This window comes from Variovorax soli NBRC 106424 (genome assembly GCF_001591385.1).
GTDB lineage: Bacteria > Pseudomonadota > Gammaproteobacteria > Burkholderiales > Burkholderiaceae_C > Variovorax > Variovorax soli.
Window position 1 is genome coordinate 1 of sequence record NZ_BCUU01000034.1, and the last position, 22,521, is coordinate 22,521.

Below are 22,521 nucleotides of genomic sequence, written 5' to 3' on the forward strand. Positions count from 1 at the left end.
CCGGCTGCTGCTGCGCCAGCGCCGGCCACGCGGCCGCCAGGCCGAGGCACAGGGCCGCGGCCCATCGGGTTCGTGGCGACTTGGCCGGCGGTTGATTCAATTCGCACGCTCCTGCTTCGAGCCGGTCTGCATCCAACAAGCGCATCACTGGGCAAGGCGCGGGCTGTTCTCGCCCGACACGGCGCCGCGCAGGCGCTGGTTTTCCATCGTCAGCGTGATCTTCTCGATTTCCTGCGCCAGCGACTTGATGTCGTAGCTCTGGATGGTGGTGGGGAACACGTCCAGGCCGACCGAGTTGTACAGCCGCCCCCAGGCCGCCTGCGCGGTCGACTGCGCCGCCTCGCGCTGGTAGCGCGACAGCAGGAACCGGCCTTCGGCGCGGATCAGCTCCAGTTCGGAGCCCAGCGAGGTCTTGCGGGCCGAGCGCGCGTAGTCCAGCAGCTTGGTGTCCACCACCAGGCTTTCTTCGGCGAATTGCAGCTCGTGCATGGCCAGCCCGTAGCGAAGCGCGCCGATGCGCACCTGCGTGAGCACCGCCATCGACAGCGCCACCCGGCGCATCTCGTCGGTGTCCTTCTGCGATTGCTGCGAGGCATTCAACGCGGGCAGCTGCAGCAGGCGCAGCAGGTTGATCGACACCTCGATGCCGGCCGCCTGCCAGTGGTTGTTGTAGAGGTACTGGTTGGAGTCGTAGCGCGTGGACAGGTCCACGCCCACGCTGGGCCACAGCTGGGCCTTGGCGATCTCGATGTCGCGCTGGTTCACGCGCTGGCGATACCACTCTTCCTGGATCTCGGGCCGGCGTACCAGCGCCACCTGCTCCAGCTGCGACAGGTCGGCGCTCAGCTTGGGCAGCCGCGGGTCGGGCGTATCCACCAACTGCATCGGCTGATTGGGCGGCAGCGACATCAGGGCACGCAACTCGGCCTGCGCGAACTCCAGGTCCTGCCGGCGCTGCGTGAGCAGCGACACCGAGTCGAGCAAGGCGCGCTGGTAGGCCAGGATCTCCTGGCGCGGCAGCAGGCCGCGGTCTTGCGCCTCGCGCGCCTGGCGCAGTGCGTCATTGGTGCGCGCGAGCAGCCCATCGACCTGCGGCAGCAGTCGTTGGGCGCCAAGCGCGCGCCAATAGGCACTGCGCACGTCTTGCAGCACGTTCTGCGCAACCTTGCGGCGGCGCTCCTCGGCCATCAGGATCTGGTCGTTGCGCTGCGCGGTGCGGTAGTAGCCCACCGCAAAGTCCAGCGTGCTCCAGCTCAGGCCCAGGCCGGCGATGTTGTGGTAACGCTCTTCGGAGGTGGAGGGCCGCAAGCTCACCTGCCGGTCTTCGATGCCGATGGAGGTGCCGCCCGAATCGTTGCTGCGGCCGGTGCGGCCGGCCGACGCGACCAGGCGCGGCAGCATCTCGTGGCTGGACACGTCGCGCAGGTTGGCCGACAGCGCGCTCTCCATCAGCTTGAGGCGGTAGTCCAGGTTGTACTTGAGGGCTCGCGCGGCGGCCTCGTAGAAGCTGATGGGGCCGGTCACCGGCTCCTGATCCGCATACATCTTGACCTGGTCGGCCTTGGCGCGGGCGCTGTTCTCGTCTTCCGTGTAGGGCTGCTCTTTGACGACCGATGTGCATGCGGCGAGGAACAAGGCAACGCACAGCGAAACGGGTGTCTTCAATGTCTGCATCGGCATAGGCTTCTTCTGTTTCTTTCCTGAATGAATGACGGCGTGGAAGACCCGGGGCAGGACCGGGCCGCAAACGGGCAACACGTGGCCTAGGAGGGGCCCTGTACCGGTCCGCCGTCGAACCGCATGGAAGAAAGTCGGAACTGCGAAACGACCAGATGCTCCTGATCGGCCGCCAGCCCGGCGGCGGGGCCGATCGGCTCACCCACCGAGCCGATCAGCGTCGCAAAAAAACTCATTCATCGTCCCCCTGCTGTCTTCGATACCGCTGTTGGCGCGACAGCCGCGCCTTGATGCCTGGCGCATGATCACATCGACCATCGACCCAGCACAAGTACTACCTACACGGCAAGTACTACATGCAGGCGCTTGCCCCAACGCTCTGCGAGCCGGAGGATACTCGACTTCGAGTCGATTGAAGACCGCGTTGCATGGCCGAACACGCTCGTCGGCCGCAATGAGACAAAGACGCGCGGGCTCAGCGCAAGCCGCGTTGGGCCAGTTGCACGTTGCCGCCGGTGGTATTGAAGGAAATGGTCGGCGCGCTGAAGTCGCTCAGCGGCGCGCCCAGGCCGATCTCGCCGCTGCCGTGCAGCACGCATTCTTCGCGGCGCAGCGCGATCTCGCCGCTGGCGCCAGCCGTGCCGTGAAAGCGCACCCAGGTGCCATAGGTGCTCACGTCCACCAGCACGCAGCTGCCGTTGCGCGCCTCGATGCGTGCATGCAGCCGCGACACGCGCGGATCGTTCACCACGAACTGCGCCTCGTCCACGCGCCCGAGGTGAATGGGCAGTTCGGCCGCGCGAAACAGCGTGCGAACGTCGAGCCAGCTCAGCTCGATCTGGCCGAAGGTGGAGTCGGGGATTCGCGGCGGCGGCACCAGCGTGGCCGGCATGGTGAGGAAGTCGGACACCTCGTCCTGCCAGTCGATGCGGTAGACCACCGGCATTTCGTTCTTGCCGCGGATGTTGATGGGCCCGAGGTTGCGGTGCCGCGCGTCGACGTTGCCCAGGTCGTCGATGACCGCCTCGGTGGCCCAGATCTGGCTGGGCCCCGCCAGATCGCTCAGGCGAGAAGCCAGGTTGACGGCGTCGCCGTAGCAGTCACCGTCCACCTCCACCACTTCGCCGCTGGCCACGCCGATCTGCAGTTCCATGCGCAAAGGCGCCGGCCAGGTCTGCAGCCGCTTGTGGTGGTTGCGCTGCAGTTCCAGGACGGCCGTGGTGGCGGAACCGCCATTGGTGAACACGGCGAACACGCCGTCGCCCAGCGACTTGACGACACGGCCGCCATGCATCTCGCACACGCCGCCGATCCATTGGATCAGGCGCGTGACCGTCTCGGTAGCCCGCGCATTGCCGATGGCTTCGAACACGCGCGTGCTGCCGGTCAAATCGGCGAAGACAACCGTGGTTTGAGAGCCCATGTAGTGCTAGAGATGCTTTCGCGCAATCGCGAGACCATTATGGCAAATAGTCACATTCCCGAAGAGGATGTGAACCAAAGAGCTTGCAAATTGAAAAAAAGGTGTGGCATTTGGTGACTGGACGCAACACAAAGGTTCATATCACGGGGACACGGGGCCGGAAGTAACAGCACTCCACAAAAAGTAGTACGGAGGTTGTCATTCCTGCGAAACCTGATGAGCAATTGTGTGAAGTATGTTGTTTTTAAACATGATTTGCGGTTTACGCGCTTGTGCCCGGAGCGTCACCCCCTTAGTCTGCGCTCAATAGTTAACGTTTATTCACCTTCCGAACCTCCCCGCATCATGGTGTCTCTGCGCAAGCTCATTCGCCTTCTGCCTCTGCCTGTCCCTGGTCTGCGCCAGTCCGAGGAACGGCGTGCCGGTGAGATCCGGATGGCCATGCTGAACATGCTGCGCCTGCACGGCGGCAGCGCCGTCAGCCGGGTGGCCCAGCGCGTGCAGTTCGCCGATGACCTGGAAGCGCTCTGGTACTTGCGCCAGGACGTGATGACGGCGCTGAGCGATCTGGACGGCGAAGGCGCTGCCCGCCTGCAGATGAAGCAGATCAACAGCATGTTCCGCGGCCGCCTGCCCGACGCCATGGGCCCTCGCGCGCATCGGCGCATCGCTTCCTGAAACGCTCCCTTCGCCGCGCGCCAGCCATCAGTGATGATGGCCGTGATCTCCTTCATGCGCATGGCGATGCCCCCACACCATGAAGACGTCGCGGCCGCTGGCTGCGAGTTCGACCTTGGCGCCCACCGGTAGCAGCACCTTGGTGGGCACATGCCCGAATGGGAGGCCGGTCAGCACCGGCACCTTCAGCAGCGTGCGCAACCGGTCGACCACGGCGTGCATGCCGAAGCCGCGGTCGTGGGGCACCTTCTTCTGGCCGGTGAACTGGCCCAGCACGATGGCCTTCTGACGGGCGAGCACGCCAGCGTGGCGCAGTTGGTCGAGCATGCGCTCGACCCGATAGGGATGCTCGTTCACGTCTTCGAGAAAGAGCATGCCCTTGTCCACCTGGGGGAAGTAAGGCGTGCCCAGCAGGGCCGTGAGCACGCACAGGTTGCCGCCCCACAGCGTTGCGCCGTGGATGCTGCGCAGCTTCTCCCCCACCTCGGCATCGCGGGCAGGCAGGCGCCAGCCCGTGCCTTCGCCCTGGCCGTGCAGCAGGTCGTCGAAGCAGGCTTCCATGATGTCGTCGGCACCGCCCTCGGCACCGAAGTCCTCGCCCAGCGCCGGGCCGGACCAGGTCACGGTGCCGGTCTTGACCAGCGCAGCGCACTGCAGCGCCGTGTAGTCCGACAGCCCCACGAACTCGGTCCCGCGCTCGACTGCCTTGGCGATGGCCTTGTAGGGCAGCGCGTCGAGGATGCGCGTGAGCCCGTAGCCGCCGCGCGAGATGAGCGCCACGTCGGCGCGGCTGGCCGCCGCGCGGCCAATGGCGGCAAGGCGGGTGGCGTCGTCGCCGGCAAAGCGCTGGTGGCTCTTGAGCGCCGCCTCGTCGATTTCCACCTCGTGGCCCAGCGCCTTGAGCCGGGCCACGCCGCGCTTGAAGGCGGCCTTGTCGCGCACCGCGCTGGAGGGGGAGTAGATATAGATGTGCTTGTTCTTGCTCATGTCGGCGCGAAGTATCCCATTGCCCGGCGCGCGAGGGACTGCGCCTCGTCCTGCGAAACCTGGCGCGCCTTGCGCGGACGGCCGAAGGCCCGCAGCGCGGCCTCGAAGCCGCGGTCCGGAAACGGCGCGCGGCGCGCCTCCTCGAGTTCAGGCGCCGTACTTTCGACTGCGGGGAGAAGCGCCAGCACGCGTCCAGGGTCGGCCGCTGCCAGCGCCTCGGCCAGAGGCCGCATGCTTTCGCAGGCGATCAGCACCACGCGGTCCGCGTCCAGCCGGTCCAGCAGCTGGCGCAGCACGTCGCGATGCCGCTCGAGAGCATGGAAGGCCTCGCGCTTGGGCTTGTCGCTCTTGCCGAAGCCGATGAGATCGGGTGCCAGCACACGCGGCGCACCCGCCGCCTGCAAGGCGCCGACCAGCGTGTGCAGATGGTGGCTCCACAGTCCCGCGCCATGCAGGCACAGGCACGCCGGCGTGCCGGCGGGCGCGTCCGGCGCGGTGTCCAGATAGTTCAGGCGCAGGCCCTCCAGCGCCGGGAGATCCGCCACCTGCATCTCCGGCCACGGAGCGGGCAACGCGCTGAAGCAGGACTCGGGCGTGCGCAGCGCATCGTCGCGAAGCGGTTGCGCCACGGCGCGGGCATGCTCGCGCCGGCCGCGGAAGAACGCCTGCAACAACTGGGCGCACTCGCCGGACAGCACGCCGCCCTGCACCACCGTCTGATGGTTGAGTTCGGGCTTGGCGAACAGGTCGAGCACCGAGCCGGCCGCACCGGTCTTCGGGTCGGCCGCGCCGAACACGACGCGGGCCAGCCGCGCATGCAGCATGGCGCCGGCGCACATCGCGCAGGGCTCCAGGGTGACGAAGAGTTCGCAGCCGTCCAGGCGGTAGTTGCCCAGCGCGTGCGCGGCGGCCCGCAAGGCGGCGATCTCGGCATGGGCCGTGGGGTCGTGGCCGGCCACCGGGGCGTTGCGCCCGCGCGCCAGCAGCATGCCGTCCTTCACCAGCACCGCGCCCACCGGCACCTCGCCCGCCGCCATGGCCAGCCGCGCCTCGTCCAGCGCGAGCGACATCCAGTGCGCGTCGTCCCGCGGCTGGCTCGCCTTGCCCGCGTCGCTGCTCACTGGGCCTCGTCGGGCATGGCGCGCGGCGGCTGCATGGCGGCGTCGAGATCCTCCAGCGACGGCATGGCATCCACCTGCAGGCCCAGGCGCCGCATCCAGCCGGCGAGCGCCTGCTCGTCGGGCGTGCCGGCGGCATAGCGGGCATGCATTTCCACGTGCGATTCGCGCCGATGCTGGTTGAGCTTGATCTTGCACTGCAGGTCGACCACCGACAGCTCGAAGCCGACAATGCCGGCGAGCATCTTGTGCTGGAACTCCTCGCCCAGCTCGCTCCATTGCTGCGCGTAGGGCGGCTCGTGCTGCCCGATCAGGCGCTTGAGCAGCGCGTCCTTTTCGTCGGGCGCATCCACCAGGCGCGCCTGCACCACGCAATGCACCGCCAGGTAGTTCCAGGTGGGCACCCGCGCCAGGTCCGGATAGACGGACGGCGACAGATACGCATGCGGCCCCAGGAAGGTGACCACCGCGCGAGGCCTGGCCTGCAGATGGCGCCATTGAGGATTGGGCTTGGCGCAGTGTCCCCACAGCCGCAGGTCGTCCGTGCCCCGCGCTTCCAGCACCAGCGGAAGGTGGGTGACGAAAGGCAGCCCTTCGTCATCGGTGGTGATCAGGCTGGCAAAGGGGCTCGCACGCATCAGCTCTGCGGCGACGGCGCGGTCCTTCTCGTTGAATTGCGGCGGCAGGTACATGGCATGCGCGGTTCGTAGGGCAACGCGCTAGTGTGCCAGCGGCGGCTGGCCTCGGGTTGGGCCGATGGCCCGCGCGCAGGCCGTCAGCGGCGGTGCCGGTTGAAAAACTTGCCGCAATAGCTGCAGCGGGCGGCGCTCGGGTGCCGGCCGGCCCGCACCCGCAGTGGGCCCTCCGCTTGCCACTGCCTGGCATGAAGACAGGCAGGAACGCGATCGCGCGGTTGCGCGGCAAGCTCGTGATGGTGGGCTTCGGCTCCATTGGTCAGGCCTGCCTGGGCGTCCTGATGGAGCGGCTGGGCCTTCGGCCCGACCGGGTGTGCATCGTCAAGCCGTCTGCCGACCACAGCGGCGTCGCACAGGAGCTGGGCGTCAAGGTCCTGGCGCACCGGCTGGACGAAGGAAACTACGAGACGGTGCTCGGCCCCTTGCTGGACGAAGGCGACTTCCTGCTCAATCTCTCGGTGGACGTGTCCAGCCTGGCGCTCATCCGGCTATGCCGGGAGCGCGGCGCGCTGTATCTGGACACCTGCAACGAGCCCTGGCCGGGCCGCTACGACGACCCGTCGCTGCCGCTGTCGAGACGCTCCAACTACAGCCTGCGGGAAGAAGTCCTGGCGTACCGGCTCGACAAGCGGCAAGGCCCGACCGCCGTCATCACCCAGGGCGCCAACCCGGGGCTGGTGTCGGCGCTGGTCAAGCAGGCGCTGCTGGATGTGGCACAGGCCAACGACAAGCCGCCGGACACCCTGCCCTCCTGCTTCGAGGAATGGGCCGCGCTGGCACAGGCGCTGGACATCCGCACCATCCACATTGCCGAGCGCGACACGCAGGCGGCGCGCGAGCGCAAGCAGCGCGGCGAATTCGTCAACACCTGGTCGGTGGACGGCTTCATCGACGAAGGTCTGCAGCCGGCCGAGTTGGGCTGGGGCACGCACGAGCGCCACTGGCCACCCGACGCCCACCGGCACGGCCACGGCAGCGATGCGGCGATCTACCTCGCGCGGCCCGGCATCGCCACCCGCGTGCGAAGCTGGACACCGCTGGAAGGGCCCTATCACGGCTTTCTGGTGACGCATGCCGAGTCGATCTCCATCGCCGACCATCTCACGCTTCGCAAGGACGGCAAGGTGGTCTACAGGCCGACCGTCCATTACGCCTACCACCCCTGCGACGACGCCGTGCTTTCCCTGCACGAACTGGCCGGACACCATTGGCATGCGCAGCGCCGGCACCGCCTGGTGCGCGACGACATCGAAACCGGCATGGACGAACTGGGCGTTCTGCTCGGAGGCAATTCGCGCGGCGCGTACTGGCTGGGCTCGCGGCTGCGCATCGACGAGGCGCGCCAGCTTGCGCCGTTCAACAGCGCGACCAGCCTGCAGGTGGTGGCCGGCATCCTGGGCGGCATGGCCTGGGCGCTGCAGAACCCGGACGCCGGTGTGGTGGAGCCCGACGACCTCGACCACCGGCTCGTCCTCTCGGTGGCTGCGCCGCTGCTGGGCGAAGTGGCCGGCGTGTTCGGCGACTGGACGCCGCTGAAGGACCGCAGCCCGCTGTTCGACGAACCGATCGACGAGGAAGATCCCTGGCAGTTCCTGAATGTCCGGGTCCACTAAAAATGCCCGCTGCCACGCTGCTGCAGAAGGAACTCGGGCTGGTCGAATCGTCGTGGTACGAAGCCAGCGTGCAGCGGCCGGCGCCGCAGCCCACGCTCACCGGCCACTGGGAAGCGGATGTCGGTGTCATCGGCGGCGGCTATGCCGGCCTGTCGGCCGCACTCGAGCTGGCGCAGCGCGGCTTCGCGGTGGTGCTGCTCGAGGCGCAGCGCCTGGGCTGGGGTGCCTCGGGCCGCAATGGCGGGCAGGTGCTGGCCGGCTTCGGCAGCGACGGCGAAGAGGCCATCTGCCATCAGTTGGGCGCGGCGCGCAGCCGGATGGCCTGGGATGTCTCGGTCGAAGCGGTGTCGCTGCTGCGCGAACGCATCGCACGCTACGAGATGGCGTGCGACTGGCAACCGGGCGCGCTCACCGTCTCGGTCAAGCCCTCGCGCACCCGGGCCCTGCGGCGCTGGATGGAGCCGCTGGCCCGCGACTGGGGACATCCGCTGCAGTGGATCGACAAGAAGGACCTGCCGCAATGGATTGCCAGCGAACGTTTCGACGCCGCGGTCCATGATCCTGTCTCCGGACATCTGCACCCTTTGAAGTACTGCCTGGAACTGGGCCGGGCCGCGCACGGCGCCGGCGTGCGCATCTTCGAGAACTCGCCGGCATTGCGCCTGGAGCGCGGCGAGCGCCCGCTGGTGAAGACCGGACAGGGCGAACTGCGCTGCAGGCACCTCATCCTTGCCGGCAACGTGTACCTGGGCGAATACGGCGATGCGCTGGCGCCGGAAATTTCGGGCCGCATCATGCCGGTGGGCACCTACATGATCGCCACCGAAGCGATGGACGCGGCACGCGCGAAAGCGCTCATCCCCAGTGCCTGCGCCGTGTCGGACAACAACTTCGTGCTCGACTACTTCCGGCTCTCGGCGGACCACCGCCTGCTGTTCGGCGCCGGCGACAGCTACAGCGGCGTCACGCCGCGGCGGCTGGTATCGCGCATCCGCGGCAGCATGCTGCGGGTCTTTCCTTCGCTTGCCGACCTGTCAGTCACGCATGCGTGGGGCGGGTTTGTGGACCTGACGATGAACAAGGCGCCGGACTTCGGCCGGCTGGCGCCCAACATCTTTTACCTGCAGGGCTTTTCGGGGCACGGGCTGGCCATGGCGGGCATGGCGGGGCGCCTGGCGGCCGAAGCGGTGCAGGCGCAGGCCGAACGCTTCGACCTGTTCGCCCGCCTGAAGCACGCGCATTTTCCCGGCGGCACACGCCTTCGCACCCCGGCCCTGGTGCTGGGCATGCTGTATTACCGGCTGCGCGATGCCCTGTAGGCGCGCCGATTGCCGGGAGATGCCACGGCGCGGGTTTTCCGCGCATGAAAGGAAAACCTCATGTCCGTCCCAATTCTCAGTACCGCGCTTGCGCTCACCGCAGCCGCCGCGCTTTACGCCGTACAGCCAGCACCCGTCCAGGCGCAGGCCGCGTCGCCAGGCAGCAGCCAGGACAAGCCCGCCGCGGCCGATCAGCAATTCATGAAAGACCTTGGCGAAGGCAACCTTGCAGAGGTGGAGACCGGCAAGCTCGCCCAGCAGAAGGGAAGCAAGGAGGATGTGAAGAGCTTCGGCGCCATGATGGTCAAGGACCACACCGAATCGCTGCAGAAGCTGCAGGCGCTGGCCAGCCGCAAGGGCGTGCAACTGCCCAAGGAGCCCGATGCCAAGCACGCAGCCGCGGCCAAGTCATTGCAGGCCATGAACGGCGAGAGCTTCGACAAGCGCTACGCCTCGATGGCCGTCTCCGACCATGAACAGACCCTGGCCTTGCTCAAGAAAGTCGAGCAAGGCGCCAAGGACGCCGACCTGCGCAAGTACGCGGCCGACACCACACCCGTGGTGTCCAGGCATCTGGAACATGCGCAGAAGCTGGCAGGCAAGCACTGAGAGACACCGGAGACTGCCCCATGGACCACCCGAGCACCGCGCCCTACCCCTTTCCCACCAACGCGAAGCACGATGCGCCGACCGTCCAGCCGACGCGCCCCGTGGACCACGCGCCGGACGAAGGCGCCATCGACCACGGCATCGAGGAATCGTTTCCGGCCAGCGACCCCGTGTCCGTGAACGTGACGAAGGCCGAGCCCGCTGCCGCCCGCACACAGCGGGCGCCAGACGCCAGCGGCGCTCAGCCGGCCCCACCGTGGGGCGCGGTCTTGCGCACGGGCCTGGTTGCAGGTGCGTGCGCCAGCGTGGCGTCGACGGCTGTGCTGGCCTGGCGGGGCCGATCCGACGTGGGCAGCTACGTGGCGCCGACCAATGCAGTCAGCCATGTGTTCTGGACACAGGAGGCGCTTCGGGAACGGCGGCCGACGATGAGGCACACGCTGGTGGGCTACGCCATCCACCACGCCAGCGCGACCTTGTGGGCCCTGCTCTACGCCTGGCTGAAGGCCAAGCGACCGAATGCCACCGGTGGTTGGGCGGCAGGACTCGCCGGCGCCGGCGCGACCGCGGCCGCCGCGTGCGCCATCGACTACACGATCACGCCGCAGCGGCTGCGCCCGGGCTTCGAGCACCACCTCAGCCGCAAGTCGATGACGTATGTCTATGCGGCTCTGGCCATCGGCCTGGCACTTGGCTGCGCATTGGCGGACAGGGAAAAGACCGAGCGCAAATGAAAACGCCCCGCCATCTTTCGATGGCGAGGCGTTCAAGAACCACTAGGGTTTGTAGTGGCTCCCCGACCTGGGCTCGAACCAGGGACCTACGGATTAACAGTCCGGCGCTCTACCGACTGAGCTATCGGGGAACAAGCCTCAGATTATAGCGTGTTTTTTTCGGCTTCTTCAACTCGCTCACAACAAACTTCGAACTTCGTGTGCGGCGGTCTGCAGGAGAGGCAGCAATTCTCTCTCAAGAACTGCATTGCTTCGCATGGTGCCAGATAGAACAACGTTGAGTGCGGCGACGGTCTTTCCGTGCATGTTGCGCAGTGGCACCGCCAGCGCCTGCACGCCGATCTCGTGCTCTTCCGTGGCAATGCAATAGTCCTGCGCGCGCACCCTGGCGATTTCCTCGCGCAGCGCCTTGGCCTGGGTGATGGTGTGCGGCGTGAGACGTGGCAGGGTGCGGCCCTTGAGCCAGCGCGACAACTCCGCGCCGCTCATGGCGGCCAGCAGCACGCGGCCGGTGGACATGGCATGGGCCGGCAGGCGCGCACCCAGGTGAAGGCCATAGGCAAGTACACGCGTGGGCGTGCTGGGCGTTCCGCTTCGCGCCACGATGACTGTTTCATCTCCGTCGAGCACCACCACCGAGAACCACTCCTGGGTCTGCGCGGCCAGGCGGTTGAGCGTGGGCTGCAGTGTGCGCGGCAGGCGCGAAGAAGATAGATAGGTGCCCGAGAAACGCAGCACCTTGGGCGACATCCAGAAATAGCTGCCGTCGGTTTCCAGATAGCCCAGGTGGGCCAGCGTGAGCAGGTGGCGCCGCGCCGCGGCGCGGGTCAGTCCGGCGCGCTCGGCGGCCAGCGTGGCATTGAGGCGCTGGCGTTCGGTGTCGAAGCTCTCCAGCACGGCCATGCCCTTGGCAATGCCTTCGATGAAGTCGGCCTTGGCGATGTCGATGGTCATGTCGCGGGCATTGGGTGGGAGGGAGACTGCAAGCGCCGCACTGCGCGATGATCGCGCACGGCGTCTCATCATCGCACAAAGGGGTGCACCCGGCCGTAGCTGCATCCGGCGGGCCGTCCTACGCTTGCGTCCATTCGGAGACTGGAGCGAAACGCATCATGAAAAAGACCCAAGTCGTCATCATCGGGGCCGGGCCGGCCGGCCTGCTGCTGGGGCAATTGCTCTTCAAGGCCGGCATCGACAACATCATCGTCGAGCGCCAGAGCGGCGACTACGTGCTGGGCCGCATCCGCGCCGGCGTGCTGGAACAGGTGACCATGGACCTGCTGGCGCGCGCCGGGGTGGATGCCCGCGCGCACGCCGAAGGCCTGCCGCACCGCGGCATCGAGTTGCTGTTCAAGGGCGCGCGGCATCGCATCGACATGCATGGGCTCACCGGGGGCAAGCAGGTGACGGTGTACGGCCAGACGGAGGTCACGCGCGACCTGATGCATGCCCGCGAGGCCGAGGGGCTGACGACCATCTACGAAGCCGCCAACGTGAGCCTGCACGATTTCGACGGCACCGCGCCGCGCGTGCGCTACCAGAAGGACGGCGCCACGCACGAGATCGAATGCGACTTCATCGCTGGCTGCGACGGCTACCACGGCGTGAGCCGCGCCAGCGTGCCGGCCAACGCGATCCACACCTACGAGAAGGTCTACCCCTTCGGCTGGCTGGGCGTGCTGGCGGACGTGGCGCCGGTATCGCACGAGCTCATCTATGCCAACACCCCGCGCGGCTTTGCCCTGTGCAGCATGCGCAGCGCCACCCGCAGCCGCTACTACGTGCAGGTGCCGCTGGAGGAAAAAGTCGAGAACTGGAGCGACGAGGCCTTCTGGAACGAACTGCGCAACCGGCTCGACCCCGAGGCGCGCGAGCGCCTGGTCACCGGCCCCTCTCTGGAAAAGAGCATTGCCCCCCTGCGCAGCTTCGTTGCCGAGCCGATGCGCTTCGGCCGCCTGTTCCTGGCCGGCGATGCGGCGCACATCGTGCCGCCCACCGGCGCCAAGGGCCTGAACCTGGCCACGGCAGACGTGGGCTATCTGTCTCGCGCCCTGGAAATCCATTACCGCGAGAAGAGCAACTCGGCCCTGGACCGCTATTCCGACCTGTGCCTGCGGCGCGTGTGGAAGGCCGAGCGCTTCTCGTGGTGGTTCACATCGCTCATGCACCGCTTCCCGGACACGGGCGAATTCGGCCAGAAGATCCAGGAAGCCGAGCTCGACTACCTGGTGCACTCCCAGGCTGCATCGACCTCCCTGGCCGAGAACTACGTCGGCCTGCCGCTGGAAGACTTCTAGGTTTCTAGGCGCGGCGTTCGCGGGGAGCGACTACCAGCGCAGCACCCTGGGGCCGAGCAGCGCCCCCAGCGCGACGAGGATCAGGATGCCCGCCACATACCAGACCGCCAGGAAGGGCGCGGCCAGCTCCGGGCAGTGCAGCGCATAGACGGCAGCGCCCGCGCCGCCCGCCAGAGCACCCACCGCCGCGCCAGCCCACGCCGGCCGGGTGGGCGCCAGCCCCTTCAATGCCACGAACCCGGCCACGAACGTCGGCGTCGAGATCATCGCAATGCTCATGGCGCAGGTGCGCCAGGTCTGCCCCATCACCAAGGGCATCCGCTCGCCGGCTGGCTGGAAGAACCAGCTTTGCAGCGCCATAGTCCAGACGACCAGCACCGGGACCGCGAGCAGCAGCCACGACAGCCCCACGCGCACGCCCGGCCGGGCCAGGCGCTGCGCCATCAGGAAACCGCCCCAGGCAATGAAGGCCGGAAACAGGATCTTCACCCAGAGCATGGGCCAGAACATGGCCTGCACCAGGTCACGCCGCGGTCCGTAGCCTGCCAGCATGATCGCCACAGCCAGCGGCACGCCGGCGGCCAGGGCCCAGGCCAGCCGGCGCGTGGCGGCGCGCCGGGGGACCGGCTCGATGCCGGTGGCCAGCATGCCGATGAGGTCGTCGGTCTTCATGCGGCCCCCTTGATCGATGCGGCCAGCGCCTTCAGGCCGCGGTGCACGTTGACCTTGACGGCCGATTCGGACATGCCGGTGAGGCTGGCTGTCTCGGCCACCGACAGCCCTTCGAGCTTGGTGCGAACGATGGCTTCGCGCTGGCGCTCGGGCAGCGTGGCCAGGAGCGTCTGCAAATCGCGCCGGGCCTCGCCGGGGCTGGCTTCGTCGTCGGCAAACAGGTCGTCCGCGTCGTCGATGGAATCGTGCAGCGCCTCGCGCACGGACTTGGCGCGCAGCAGGTCGATCATCTTGTAGCGCGCAATGGCATGCACCCAGGCCGTCAGCGGCTGATCGCTTTGATAGGTGTGGCGTTGGTTGTGCATGGCAAGAAGGCATTCCTGAACAAGGTCTTCGACGTCATCGGGCCATCCGAACAGGCGCCGGGCGAGGAAGGCCCGCAAATGCCTGCTCAACTGGTCCAGGAAGGCGCGATAGGCCGCCGCGTCTCCGCCCAGCCCCTGCAGGAACAAACCTTTCAGAGCTGCTTCGACATCCGCCACCATCCGCGCCCGATCACTCTCTTGTGTTCGTGACATGAAGACTGTTGGTTACAGGACCCAGGAAAAAGAAATCGGGGCCGATTTTGCCGCCTGGTGTAACGGGCGGCGAAAACTCCGCGAACTAGACTCGACCGCGCATCATCGAGTGCGGTCTTGAACCCACCAATCACCCAACCAAGGAGCTTATCCATGAACATGCGTCCCTTTGCGGTCACCGCCCTCAGCCTCAGCGCCCTCGTGGCCGGCGCCGCCATGGCCCAGGACAAGATGCAAGACAACAAGATGCCGCAGGACAAGGCCGCCATGGAGAAGTGCTACGGCGTCTCCATGGCCGGCAAGAACGACTGCGCCGCCGGCCCCGGCACCACCTGTGCCGGCACCTCCAAGATGGACTACCAGGGCAACGCCTGGAAGAACGTCCCGGTGGGCACCTGCACCACCATCAAGACGCCCAAGGGCATGGGCTCGCTCACGCCCATCAAGTCCTGATCCCGGTCCTGGTACACAAGGCAAGCCTCCCATGACGCAGCCAGTTCTTCGGGCAGGCCTGGGCCTCAAGCCCGAGCACTTCGAAGCCGCCCTCGCCTGCACGCAGCCGGGCCTGTGGTTCGAGGTGCATCCGGAGAACTACTTCGTCATGGGCGGGCCGCGCCTTCAGTGGCTGGAGCGCATCCGTGCGGCGCACCCGGTGTCGCTGCACGGTGTTTCGCTCTCGCTGGGCGGCGCCGAGGCGCCCGACTCCGCGCACCTCGCGCGCCTGGCCGAACTGGCCCGGCGCATCGAGCCCGCGCTGGTTTCGGAGCACCTGGCCTGGTCGCGCTGGCGCGGCCAGTACTTTCCGGACCTGCTGCCCTTCGTCCGCACCACCGAGGCCCTGCACCACGTCGTGCGCAACATCGACCGCACGCAGCAGGCGCTGGGCCGGCGCATTGCCATCGAGAACCCGTCGCACTATCTGCAACTCGATGGCCAGGCGTGGGACGAGATCGAATTTCTGGCCGAGCTGGTCCGCCGCACCGGATGCGGGCTGCTGCTGGATGTGAACAACGTGCACGTCTCGGCCAACAACCTGGGCTTCGACGCGGTGGCCTACATCGACCGTTTTCCGGCGCCGGCCATCATGGAGATCCACCTGGCCGGCTACTCGGCCGACCCGACCCTGGGCAAGGCGCTGCTCATCGATTCGCATGACGAAGCGATCTCGCCCGAGGTGTGGGCGCTGTATCGCCGGCTCATCGAACGCACCGGCCCGCTGCCGACGCTCATCGAGCGCGACGGCAACCTGCCTGAGTTCGAGGCGCTTCTGGCGGAAGGGAAAGCAGCCTGCGAGGAACTCTTGCGCGTACAGCCAGCCCGGAAAGATCAAGAGGCAACGGCATGACAAGCCCCGGCCTCGCACGCTTCCAGGCAGACTTCATTCAGGCCTTGACGGGGCACGCCCCATCGGCGCCGGCGCCCTGGTCCGAACAACCCGCCTTCGCGGTGTATCGCAACACCGTCATGAAGGGCTGCATCGACGCGCTGGAGGCCAACTATCCCAGCGTGGCCCGACTGGTGGGCCGCGACTGGTTCCGCTCCGCCGCCGCGCTGTTCGTGGCGGCTCATCCGCCGCAGGACAGCTCGCTGTTCAACTACGGCGAGTCGTTCGCAGATTTCCTGCACGCCTTCGAACCAGCTGCTGAACTCGACTACCTGCCGGGCGTGGCGCGCCTGGACCGCTTCTGGACCGAATCGCACATTGCCGCCAACGCGCCAACCCTGAGCGCCGCGCAGCTTGCCCAACTGCCCCCGGAAGCCCTCGGCGCCTGCCGCCTGCAGCCCCACCCGGCGGCGCGCTGGGCCTGGTTCGACGCGCAGCCCATCTACGCCATCTGGGAGCGCAACCGGTCGAAGGTCGAAGCGCAAGAAGACTTGCCGTGGCATGGCGACGGTGCCCTGCTCACCCGACCGCACGCCACCGTGCAATGGCTGCCTGCCGGCCGTGCCGACTGCGCATTCCTGGATGCCTGCAAGGCGGGCCTCGCCTTCGGTGAAGCCGTCGAACAAGCGCAAGTTGCGGACCCGGCGGCCGATCTCATGCCGATGCTGGCGCGCCTGCTTTCTGCCGGCGCCATTCAAGCCCTTTCGAATCCGGACACGGAGGAATCGCCATGAACCACCACACCCAGCCCATGACCGTGCCGCCCGCCGCCGCCAAGGACGGCCTGCGCGCACGCTGGAACACGGCAGCCGCCTGGCTCGAGCGCATCGTCTCGCACAACCTGCTGGCACTGGCCTGCCGGCTGAGCATCGCAGCCATCTTCTTCTACTCCGGCCGCACCAAGGTCGAGGGCCTCCTGATGGTGACTGACGGCGCCGTCGAGCTGTTCCGGACCGAATACAAGCTGCCGCTGCTCTCGCCCGAACTGGGCGCGCATCTGGCCGCCTATGCCGAGCACCTGTTTCCGCTGCTGCTGGTGCTGGGCCTGTTCACGCGCCTGTCGGCCCTTGCCCTGCTGGGCATGACGCTGGTGATCCAGCTCTTCGTCTACCCCGACGCCTGGCCGACGCACCTGTCGTGGGCGGCCATCCTGCTGTACATCGCGGGCCGCGGGGCCGGCGTTCTCTCAATGGACCGCGCACTGGGCATCCGCTGACAGCGGGCAGCCGGCGCGTCCCACGCGGGCGTGCTTGCAAGCGGCGGGGGTGCTCGATACATTGCGGTTTTTGAGGGCCTGCAATGTCCGTCGACATCACTGCGAACGAAACCCCTGCCACTCCCGCGCCGGCCGCTGCCGGCAACTCCCCTTCCCCCACGCCATCCGGCCCGCGCCACATACGGCTGACCTCGCACGCCGGCGGCTTCGGCGCGCTGCCCATCCGCTGGGGCGCGCCAACGCCCGCCGAGCGAGGGCCGGTGGTGGGCACCACCACCACGCGATCGCACCGCAACGTGATCGGCACGCACAGCGGCTCCTACAGCGTGTACCGGGCGCTGGCGGTGGCCTCGGGCGCGCTCAATCCGCAGCACAAGGCGGACCTGACCAACACCTCGCCCACCGATGCCATCGGCCCGTATCCGCAATGGCTGGAGCCGGGCAAGATCGTGTCCATCGACCCCTGGGGCGCCACCGTGTCGACCGTGTTCGCCAATGAACTGGCGGCCGGCTACGACATCCGCCCCACCATTGCCGTGACCAAGGCGCACGTGATCCTGCCCGAGGTGATCGAGGCGCTGCAGAAAGGCCGGCTCAAGGCGGACGGCAAGTTCCTCACCGCCAACGGCGCGGCCATCGTCACCAAGGCGGCCATCGAGCCCGTGTGGTGGCTGCCCGGCGTGGCCAAGCGCTTCGGCTGCTCCGAGACCGACCTGCGGCGCGTGCTGTTCGAGGAAACCGGCGGCATGTATCCCGAGCTGGTCACGCGGCCCGACCTGGAAGTGTTCCTGCCGCCCATCGGCGGCCAGACCGTCTACATCTTCGGCAACCCGCCCGACCTGGCCAACCCCGAGGTCGAACTCACCGCCCGCGTGCACGACGAATGCAACGGCTCGGACGTGTTCGGCTCGGACATCTGCACCTGCCGGCCCTACCTCACCCACGCCATCGAGGAATGCATCATGGGCGCGCAGCGCGGCGGCGTCGGCCTGGTGGCCTACTCGCGCAAGGAAGGCCGGGCCCTGGGCGAGGTCACCAAGTTCCTGGTCTACAACGCGCGCAAGCGCCAGGTGGGCGGGGACACGGCCGACCAGTACTTTGCCCGCACCGAATGCGTGGCCGGCGTGCAGGACATGCGCTTCCAGGAGCTGATGCCCGACGTGCTGCACTGGCTGGGCGTGCGCAAGATCCACCGCCTGGTCTCGATGAGCAACATGAAGTACGACGCCATCACCGGCGCCGGCATCGAGATCGGCACGCGCGTGAACATTCCGGACGAGCTCATTCCCGCCGACGCCCGCGTCGAGATGGACGCGAAGATGGCGGCGGGCTATTTCACGCCGGGCGTGGTGCCCGATGCGGAAGAACTGAAGAAGGCCAAGGGCCGGGGGCTCGATCAATGAGCCGGGACAACTACGGCCTGGACCCGGACCGCCCCACCCGCAACCGTGCGGTGCAAAGCGCGGACGAATCGGGCCATGTCGACCCGACGCTCGAGTTCGAGGTCGACACCACCCTGCCCGCCGGCGCCGTGGCCGTGCTGCGAACCACGCAGGCGGTGCGCGAACGCGCGCATGCGCTGCTTGCGCGGGCCCGGCGCGGCGAGTCGCCATGGTTCAGGATGGGCGACGACGCCAGCGCCCTGGACGAGGCTGCCCGCCTGGTGGCCGAGACCACGCGCGAGCGCTTTCCCTGGAACAACATCCCGTACCACAGCCGCTGGCGCCACTTCGAGGCCGGCGGCGTCGACCGGCGTGCCCAGCTCGACAAGCTGCTGGGCCCGTCGGCCACGCCGAACGAACGCGCCCGCGCCCAGATCGATCTGGCCGTGGTGAGCGTGCTGCTGGACGCCGGCGCGGGCAGCCAGTGGCATTACGTGGAACCGGCCACCGACCAGCGGCTGGCACGCTCCGAAGGCCTGGGCGTGGCGAGCTTCCACGCCTTCACTGCCGGCCTTTTCTCCTCCAACCCGAAGCGCCCGCTGCAGGCGGATGCGGCCGGCCTGCGCAGCCTGGTCACCGACCGGCTGGCCTCGGCCTTCCAGGTGAGCGAGGTCAATCCGCTGCTGGGCCTGAACGGCCGGGCCATGCTGCTGCGGCGGCTGGGCGAGGCGCTGCAGGAGCAGCCCGAGATCTTCGGTGAGCAGGGCCGGCCCGGTGGTCTTTTCGACGAGCTGGTCGGCCCGTTCGGACCGGCGGCGCCGCCCACGGCCGAAGTCACGGCGCACGAGATCCTCACCCTGCTGCTGGACACGCTCTCGGGCATCTGGCCCGCGGCCAACAGCATCGACAGCCTGGCGGCCGACGGCAGCGATTCGCCCGGCCGCATTCCGTCCGGCGACCCGGCCCTGGCGCTGGGCGACTGCTGGCGCCACAGTGCTGTCGAAGGCCCCGGCCTGACGCGCGGCTGGATGCCCTTCCACAAGCTCTCGCAATGGCTGACCTATTCGCTGCTCGAGCCCTTCGAGTGGGCTGGGGTGAAGGTGCGCGGGCTGGACGCCCTCACCGGCCTGCCGGAGTACCGCAACGGCGGGCTGTTCCTAGACACCGGCGTGCTGGTGCCCAGGGACCCGGCCTTCATGGATCGCACATGGAAGGTGGGCGACGAATTCATCGTCGAATGGCGCGCCCTCACCGTCGCCCTGCTGGATGAACTCGCGCCGCGCGTGCGCACGCAGCTCAATCGCACCGAGGCAGAGCTACCCTTGGCCTGCGTGCTGGAAGGCGGCAGCTGGGCCACCGGCCGGGCGCTGGCACAGCGCTTGCGTGACGGTGCGCCACCCATCCAGATCGAAAGCGACGGCACAGTCTTCTAGACTTCGCACCTCCAAATAGCAAATTCAGCGACGCCAGACGTCGCTCCTCGACCATGAGCAATGTCCACCTGATCGACCATCCCCTGGTGCAGCACAAGCTGACGCTGATGCGCCGCAAGGACGCCTCCACCAACAGCTTCCGGCGGCTGCTCAACGAGCTGAGCATGCTCATGGCCTACGAAGTGACGCGCGACGTGCCCATGCAGGAGATCGACATCGAGACGCCGCTGGAATCGATGAAGGCCAAGGTCATCGACGGCAAGAAGCTGGTGTTCGTCTCGATTTTGCGCGCGGGCACGGGCATCCTGGACGGCATGCTCAGCGTGGTGCCCGGCGCGCGCGTGGGCCACATCGGCCTGTACCGCGACCCCAAGACGCTCACGGCGGTGGAGTACTACTTCAAGATGCCCGGCGAGATGAGCGAGCGCGACGTGGTGGTGGTCGACCCGATGCTGGCCACCGGCAACTCGGCCGTCGCAGCGGTGGAGCGCCTGAAGGAACTCAACCCCAAGTCCATCAAGTTCGTCTGCCTGCTGACCTGCCCCGAGGGCGTGAAGACCATGCAGACGGCGCACCCCGACGTTCCGATCTACACCGCGGCCATCGACCGCGAGCTCAACGACCACGGCTACATCCTGCCGGGCCTGGGCGACGCCGGCGACCGCATCTTCGGCACGAAATAACGCTCGCCCGAGAAGAACGAATCACCAACGACCGAGGAGAAGAAGAATGCAACCGCAGAAACGACGTGACTGGATGGTTCGCTCGGCCGCGCTGGGCGCGGCGCTCGCCGCGGGCCTGCCCGGCTTGGCGATGGCGCAGCAGGCCAAGCTCAAGGTGGCCGCCGTCTACACCGTGCCCTTCGAGCAGCAATGGGTGGGCCGCATCCACAAGGCGCTGAAGGCCGCCGAGGCCCGCGGCGAAATCGAATACAAGGCCACCGAGAACGTGGCCAACGCCGACTACGAGCGCGTGATGCGCGAATACGCCAACGCCGGCAACCAGCTCATCCTGGGCGAGGTGTTCGGCGTGGAGAAGGCGGCGCGCCAGGTGGCCAAGGACTTTCCCAAGACGGCCTTCCTGATGGGCTCGTCGCTCAAGCCCCAGGCGCCCAACTTCTCGGTGTTCGACAACTACATCCAGGAGCCCGCCTACCTCACCGGCATGATCGCCGGCGGCATGACCAAGACCAACAAGATCGGCATGGTGGGCGGCTTTCCCATTCCCGAGGTCAACCGGCTGATGAACGCCTTCATGGCCGGCGCGCGCGAGGTCAATCCCAAGGTGGAGTTCAGCGTGAGCTTCATCAACAGCTGGTTCGATCCGCCCAAGGCCAAGGAAGCCGCCTTCGCCATGATCGACAAGGGCGCCGACGTGATGTACGCGGAGCGCTTCGGCGTGTCGGACGCGGCCAAGGAGCGCGGCAAGCTCGCCATCGGCAACGTGATCGACACGCAAGCGCAGTACCCCGACACGGTGGTCGCATCGGCCCTGTGGAATATGGAGCCGTCGGTAGACCGCGCCATCAAGCTGGTGAAGGAAGGCAAGTTCACCGCGGAGGACTACGGCCCCTATTCGATGATGAAGCACAAGGGCTCCGAGCTGGCGCCCTTGGGCACCTTCGAGAAGAAAGTGCCGGCCGACCTGGTGGCGAAGGTCAAGGCCAAGGAGGCCGACATCCGCGCCGGCAAGTTCACCGTGAAGGTGGACGACGGCCAGCCCAAGTCCTCGGGCAGCGCCAAGTAGTGCCGGTGCACCGCTTCGCCAGAACCGTGCGCCGCGTGCTGGCGGCCGTCGCGCTCGCGTGGCTGGCCGGCTGCGCCAGCGTTCCCGGCAGCACACCGGTGCGCCTGGACGACACGCGGCGCATTGCCGTCATCTCCGCCTTCCAGCCGGAACTCACGCTGCTGCTGTCCCGCGTTCAGGACGCGCGCAAGCACAGCGTCAACGGCGTGGAGTTCACCACCGGCACGCTGCAGGGCCAGCCGGTGGTGCTGTTCCTGTCGGGCATCAGCATGGTCAATGCGGCCATGAACACGCAGCTGGTGCTCGACCGCTTCAACGTGGGCAGCATCGTCTTCTCGGGCATTGCCGGCGGCGTGAACCCCGGCCTGCACATCGGCGACGTGACGGTGGCGTCGCAATGGGGCCAGTACCTCGAAGTGCTGATGGCGCGCGAAGCCGCGCCCGGCCGCTACGCCGCCCCGCCCTGGATGAAGGACGTGCAGCTGCCCAACTACGGCATGCTCTACCCGCGGCCAGTCGAGGTTCGCAAGGCCGGCCAATCCGAGCCGGCAAAGCAGTTCTGGTTTGCGGCCGACCCGAAGATGCTGGAGGTGGCGCGCGGCCTGCGCACGGTGGAGCTCGCCAATTGCGGCGGCAACGGCAAGTGCCTGACGCACAAGCCGCAGCTCGTGGTGGGCGGCAACGGCGTGTCGGGCCAGGCCTTTGTCGACAACAAGGCCTTCCGCGAATACGCGTTCAAGACCTTCCAGGCCAACGTGCTCGACATGGAAACTGCCGCCACCGCCCAGGTGGCCTACAGCAACGGCGTGCCCTACCTGGCCTTTCGCTCGCTGAGCGACCTGGCCGGCGGCGGCGAAGGCGAGAACGAGATGGGCACCTTCATGAACGTGGCCGCCGACAACTCGGCCAAGGTGCTGCTGGCCTTCCTTGCCGCCTGGAAACCGTGACGCCGGAGAAAAG

At 67.6% G+C, this 22,521-nt stretch carries 24 protein-coding genes and 1 tRNA gene; 15 read left to right on the forward strand and 10 right to left on the reverse strand.

The window, feature by feature from the left end; genetic code table 11:
- Positions 1–144 precede the first annotated feature (144 nt).
- From VSO01S_RS12095 to VSO01S_RS12100, 3 genes are all read right to left on the reverse strand, one after another.
- Complete coding sequence (locus VSO01S_RS12095) at positions 145–1,674, reverse strand: TolC family protein (protein WP_245684189.1); 1,530 nt, start codon at positions 1,672–1,674, stop codon at positions 145–147.
- A gap of 89 nt (positions 1,675–1,763) precedes the next feature.
- Complete coding sequence (locus VSO01S_RS27115) at positions 1,764–1,913, reverse strand: hypothetical protein (protein WP_153305243.1); 150 nt, start codon at positions 1,911–1,913, stop codon at positions 1,764–1,766.
- A gap of 239 nt (positions 1,914–2,152) precedes the next feature.
- Entirely contained in the window at positions 2,153–3,100 is a 948-nt protein-coding gene (locus tag VSO01S_RS12100; RefSeq protein WP_068642668.1) for an adenylate/guanylate cyclase domain-containing protein, read from the reverse strand.
- A 435-nt stretch (positions 3,101–3,535) separates the two neighbouring features.
- On the opposite strand from VSO01S_RS12100, the gene VSO01S_RS12105 reads away from it, so the two are divergent.
- Entirely contained in the window at positions 3,536–3,778 is a 243-nt protein-coding gene (locus VSO01S_RS12105) for a hypothetical protein (RefSeq protein WP_245684190.1), read from the forward strand.
- A 27-nt stretch (positions 3,779–3,805) separates the two neighbouring features.
- On the opposite strand, the gene VSO01S_RS12110 is transcribed toward VSO01S_RS12105, so the two are convergent.
- The 3 genes from VSO01S_RS12110 to VSO01S_RS12120 are packed head-to-tail and all read right to left on the reverse strand — an operon-like array spanning position 3,806 to position 6,575.
- Complete coding sequence (locus tag VSO01S_RS12110) at positions 3,806–4,765, reverse strand: LD-carboxypeptidase (protein WP_068642672.1); 960 nt, start codon at positions 4,763–4,765, stop codon at positions 3,806–3,808.
- Positions 4,762–5,886: a tRNA adenosine(34) deaminase TadA gene (gene tadA / locus VSO01S_RS12115; protein ID WP_084241835.1), complete on the reverse strand. Its 1,125-nt coding sequence runs from the start codon at positions 5,884–5,886 to the stop codon at positions 4,762–4,764. The genes VSO01S_RS12110 and tadA overlap by 4 nt, the downstream gene beginning before the upstream one ends.
- On the reverse strand, positions 5,883–6,575 hold the full coding sequence (locus VSO01S_RS12120; RefSeq protein WP_068642673.1) for an FMN-binding negative transcriptional regulator: 693 nt from the start codon (positions 6,573–6,575) through the stop codon (positions 5,883–5,885). Before VSO01S_RS12120 ends, tadA begins: the two co-directional genes overlap by 4 nt.
- Before the next feature lie 191 nt (positions 6,576–6,766).
- On the opposite strand from VSO01S_RS12120, the gene VSO01S_RS12125 reads away from it, so the two are divergent.
- Genes VSO01S_RS12125 through VSO01S_RS12140 form a run of 4 tightly spaced genes read left to right on the forward strand, consistent with a single transcriptional unit; the run spans position 6,767 to position 10,853 of the window.
- The gene (locus tag VSO01S_RS12125; RefSeq protein ID WP_068642675.1) at positions 6,767–8,191 is read left to right on the forward strand and encodes a homospermidine synthase; all 1,425 of its coding nucleotides are present in this window, start codon (positions 6,767–6,769) and stop codon (positions 8,189–8,191) included.
- Between the two features lie 2 nt (positions 8,192–8,193).
- Complete coding sequence (locus tag VSO01S_RS12130) at positions 8,194–9,510, forward strand: NAD(P)/FAD-dependent oxidoreductase (protein ID WP_068642677.1); 1,317 nt, start codon at positions 8,194–8,196, stop codon at positions 9,508–9,510.
- A gap of 60 nt (positions 9,511–9,570) precedes the next feature.
- Positions 9,571–10,119 (forward strand): DUF4142 domain-containing protein, encoded by a 549-nt coding sequence (locus tag VSO01S_RS12135; RefSeq protein ID WP_068642679.1) that lies wholly within the window; start codon positions 9,571–9,573, stop codon positions 10,117–10,119.
- Between the two features lie 20 nt (positions 10,120–10,139).
- The gene (locus VSO01S_RS12140; RefSeq protein ID WP_245684191.1) at positions 10,140–10,853 is read left to right on the forward strand and encodes a hypothetical protein; all 714 of its coding nucleotides are present in this window, start codon (positions 10,140–10,142) and stop codon (positions 10,851–10,853) included.
- Positions 10,854–10,908: 55 nt separating this feature from the next.
- On the opposite strand, the gene VSO01S_RS12145 is transcribed toward VSO01S_RS12140, so the two are convergent.
- Positions 10,909–10,984: transfer RNA gene (locus VSO01S_RS12145), tRNA-Asn, on the reverse strand.
- Between the two features lie 46 nt (positions 10,985–11,030).
- Positions 11,031–11,807, reverse strand: coding sequence for an IclR family transcriptional regulator domain-containing protein (locus VSO01S_RS12150; RefSeq protein ID WP_169804094.1), 777 nt, complete (start codon positions 11,805–11,807; stop codon positions 11,031–11,033).
- A 158-nt stretch (positions 11,808–11,965) separates the two neighbouring features.
- Here VSO01S_RS12150 and pobA point away from each other — a divergent pair, with 158 nt between their 5' ends.
- Positions 11,966–13,150, forward strand: coding sequence for a 4-hydroxybenzoate 3-monooxygenase (pobA, locus tag VSO01S_RS12155; protein ID WP_068642681.1), 1,185 nt, complete (start codon positions 11,966–11,968; stop codon positions 13,148–13,150).
- 30 nt (positions 13,151–13,180) lie between these two features.
- Here pobA and VSO01S_RS12160 read toward each other — a convergent pair whose 3' ends face one another.
- A complete protein-coding gene (locus tag VSO01S_RS12160) occupies positions 13,181–13,822 on the reverse strand; it encodes an NrsF family protein (protein WP_068642683.1) in 642 nt (213 codons plus the stop codon).
- A complete protein-coding gene (locus tag VSO01S_RS12165) occupies positions 13,819–14,400 on the reverse strand; it encodes a sigma-70 family RNA polymerase sigma factor (protein ID WP_068642685.1) in 582 nt (193 codons plus the stop codon). Before VSO01S_RS12165 ends, VSO01S_RS12160 begins: the two co-directional genes overlap by 4 nt.
- Positions 14,401–14,553: 153 nt before the next feature.
- Between VSO01S_RS12165 and VSO01S_RS12170 the strand changes: the two genes are divergently transcribed.
- From VSO01S_RS12170 to VSO01S_RS12210, 9 genes are all read left to right on the forward strand, one after another.
- Positions 14,554–14,853 carry a BufA1 family periplasmic bufferin-type metallophore gene (locus VSO01S_RS12170; protein WP_068642687.1) on the forward strand — a complete coding sequence of 100 codons (300 nt, stop codon included), beginning with the start codon at positions 14,554–14,556 and terminating at the stop codon, positions 14,851–14,853.
- A gap of 31 nt (positions 14,854–14,884) precedes the next feature.
- Positions 14,885–15,745: an MNIO family bufferin maturase gene (gene bufB, locus VSO01S_RS12175; protein WP_068642689.1), complete on the forward strand. Its 861-nt coding sequence runs from the start codon at positions 14,885–14,887 to the stop codon at positions 15,743–15,745.
- Positions 15,742–16,518, forward strand: coding sequence for an HvfC/BufC N-terminal domain-containing protein (locus VSO01S_RS12180; RefSeq protein ID WP_068642691.1), 777 nt, complete (start codon positions 15,742–15,744; stop codon positions 16,516–16,518). Before bufB ends, VSO01S_RS12180 begins: the two co-directional genes overlap by 4 nt.
- Positions 16,515–17,000, forward strand: coding sequence for a DoxX family protein (locus tag VSO01S_RS12185; protein ID WP_218002342.1), 486 nt, complete (start codon positions 16,515–16,517; stop codon positions 16,998–17,000). Before VSO01S_RS12180 ends, VSO01S_RS12185 begins: the two co-directional genes overlap by 4 nt.
- 83 nt (positions 17,001–17,083) lie before the next feature.
- Entirely contained in the window at positions 17,084–18,403 is a 1,320-nt protein-coding gene (locus tag VSO01S_RS12190) for a GTP cyclohydrolase II (protein WP_068642693.1), read from the forward strand.
- Positions 18,400–19,815, forward strand: a complete 1,416-nt coding sequence (locus VSO01S_RS12195) for a URC4/urg3 family protein (protein WP_084241836.1) — start codon at positions 18,400–18,402, stop codon at positions 19,813–19,815. The genes VSO01S_RS12190 and VSO01S_RS12195 overlap by 4 nt, the downstream gene beginning before the upstream one ends.
- Before the next feature lie 53 nt (positions 19,816–19,868).
- Positions 19,869–20,498, forward strand: a complete 630-nt coding sequence (gene upp / locus VSO01S_RS12200) for a uracil phosphoribosyltransferase (RefSeq protein WP_068642695.1) — start codon at positions 19,869–19,871, stop codon at positions 20,496–20,498.
- Positions 20,499–20,571: 73 nt separating this feature from the next.
- Positions 20,572–21,561 (forward strand): BMP family protein, encoded by a 990-nt coding sequence (locus VSO01S_RS12205; protein ID WP_174544726.1) that lies wholly within the window; start codon positions 20,572–20,574, stop codon positions 21,559–21,561.
- A gap of 5 nt (positions 21,562–21,566) precedes the next feature.
- Positions 21,567–22,508, forward strand: coding sequence for a 5'-methylthioadenosine/S-adenosylhomocysteine nucleosidase (locus tag VSO01S_RS12210; protein ID WP_245684192.1), 942 nt, complete (start codon positions 21,567–21,569; stop codon positions 22,506–22,508).
- The last annotated feature ends 13 nt before the right edge of the window (positions 22,509–22,521 follow it).

Excerpts from the sequence above, each read along its gene's own strand:
- VSO01S_RS12095 (WP_245684189.1), bottom strand. The coding sequence starts at position 1,674 with ATGCAGACATTGAAGACACCCGTTTCGCTGTGCGTTGCCTTGTTCCTC.
- VSO01S_RS27115 (WP_153305243.1), bottom strand. The coding sequence starts at position 1,913 with ATGAGTTTTTTTGCGACGCTGATCGGCTCGGTGGGTGAGCCGATCGGC.
- VSO01S_RS12100 (WP_068642668.1), bottom strand. The coding sequence starts at position 3,100 with ATGGGCTCTCAAACCACGGTTGTCTTCGCCGATTTGACCGGCAGCACG.
- VSO01S_RS12105 (WP_245684190.1), top strand. The coding sequence starts at position 3,536 with ATGGCCATGCTGAACATGCTGCGCCTGCACGGCGGCAGCGCCGTCAGC.
- VSO01S_RS12110 (WP_068642672.1), bottom strand. The coding sequence starts at position 4,765 with ATGAGCAAGAACAAGCACATCTATATCTACTCCCCCTCCAGCGCGGTG.
- VSO01S_RS12120 (WP_068642673.1), bottom strand. The coding sequence starts at position 6,575 with ATGTACCTGCCGCCGCAATTCAACGAGAAGGACCGCGCCGTCGCCGCA.
- VSO01S_RS12125 (WP_068642675.1), top strand. The coding sequence starts at position 6,767 with ATGAAGACAGGCAGGAACGCGATCGCGCGGTTGCGCGGCAAGCTCGTG.
- VSO01S_RS12130 (WP_068642677.1), top strand. The coding sequence starts at position 8,194 with ATGCCCGCTGCCACGCTGCTGCAGAAGGAACTCGGGCTGGTCGAATCG.
- VSO01S_RS12135 (WP_068642679.1), top strand. The coding sequence starts at position 9,571 with ATGTCCGTCCCAATTCTCAGTACCGCGCTTGCGCTCACCGCAGCCGCC.
- VSO01S_RS12140 (WP_245684191.1), top strand. The coding sequence starts at position 10,140 with ATGGACCACCCGAGCACCGCGCCCTACCCCTTTCCCACCAACGCGAAG.
- VSO01S_RS12150 (WP_169804094.1), bottom strand. The coding sequence starts at position 11,807 with ATGACCATCGACATCGCCAAGGCCGACTTCATCGAAGGCATTGCCAAG.
- pobA (WP_068642681.1), top strand. The coding sequence starts at position 11,966 with ATGAAAAAGACCCAAGTCGTCATCATCGGGGCCGGGCCGGCCGGCCTG.
- VSO01S_RS12160 (WP_068642683.1), bottom strand. The coding sequence starts at position 13,822 with ATGAAGACCGACGACCTCATCGGCATGCTGGCCACCGGCATCGAGCCG.
- VSO01S_RS12165 (WP_068642685.1), bottom strand. The coding sequence starts at position 14,400 with ATGTCACGAACACAAGAGAGTGATCGGGCGCGGATGGTGGCGGATGTC.
- VSO01S_RS12170 (WP_068642687.1), top strand. The coding sequence starts at position 14,554 with ATGAACATGCGTCCCTTTGCGGTCACCGCCCTCAGCCTCAGCGCCCTC.
- bufB (WP_068642689.1), top strand. The coding sequence starts at position 14,885 with ATGACGCAGCCAGTTCTTCGGGCAGGCCTGGGCCTCAAGCCCGAGCAC.
- VSO01S_RS12180 (WP_068642691.1), top strand. The coding sequence starts at position 15,742 with ATGACAAGCCCCGGCCTCGCACGCTTCCAGGCAGACTTCATTCAGGCC.
- VSO01S_RS12185 (WP_218002342.1), top strand. The coding sequence starts at position 16,515 with ATGAACCACCACACCCAGCCCATGACCGTGCCGCCCGCCGCCGCCAAG.
- VSO01S_RS12190 (WP_068642693.1), top strand. The coding sequence starts at position 17,084 with ATGTCCGTCGACATCACTGCGAACGAAACCCCTGCCACTCCCGCGCCG.
- VSO01S_RS12195 (WP_084241836.1), top strand. The coding sequence starts at position 18,400 with ATGAGCCGGGACAACTACGGCCTGGACCCGGACCGCCCCACCCGCAAC.
- upp (WP_068642695.1), top strand. The coding sequence starts at position 19,869 with ATGAGCAATGTCCACCTGATCGACCATCCCCTGGTGCAGCACAAGCTG.
- VSO01S_RS12205 (WP_174544726.1), top strand. The coding sequence starts at position 20,572 with ATGGTTCGCTCGGCCGCGCTGGGCGCGGCGCTCGCCGCGGGCCTGCCC.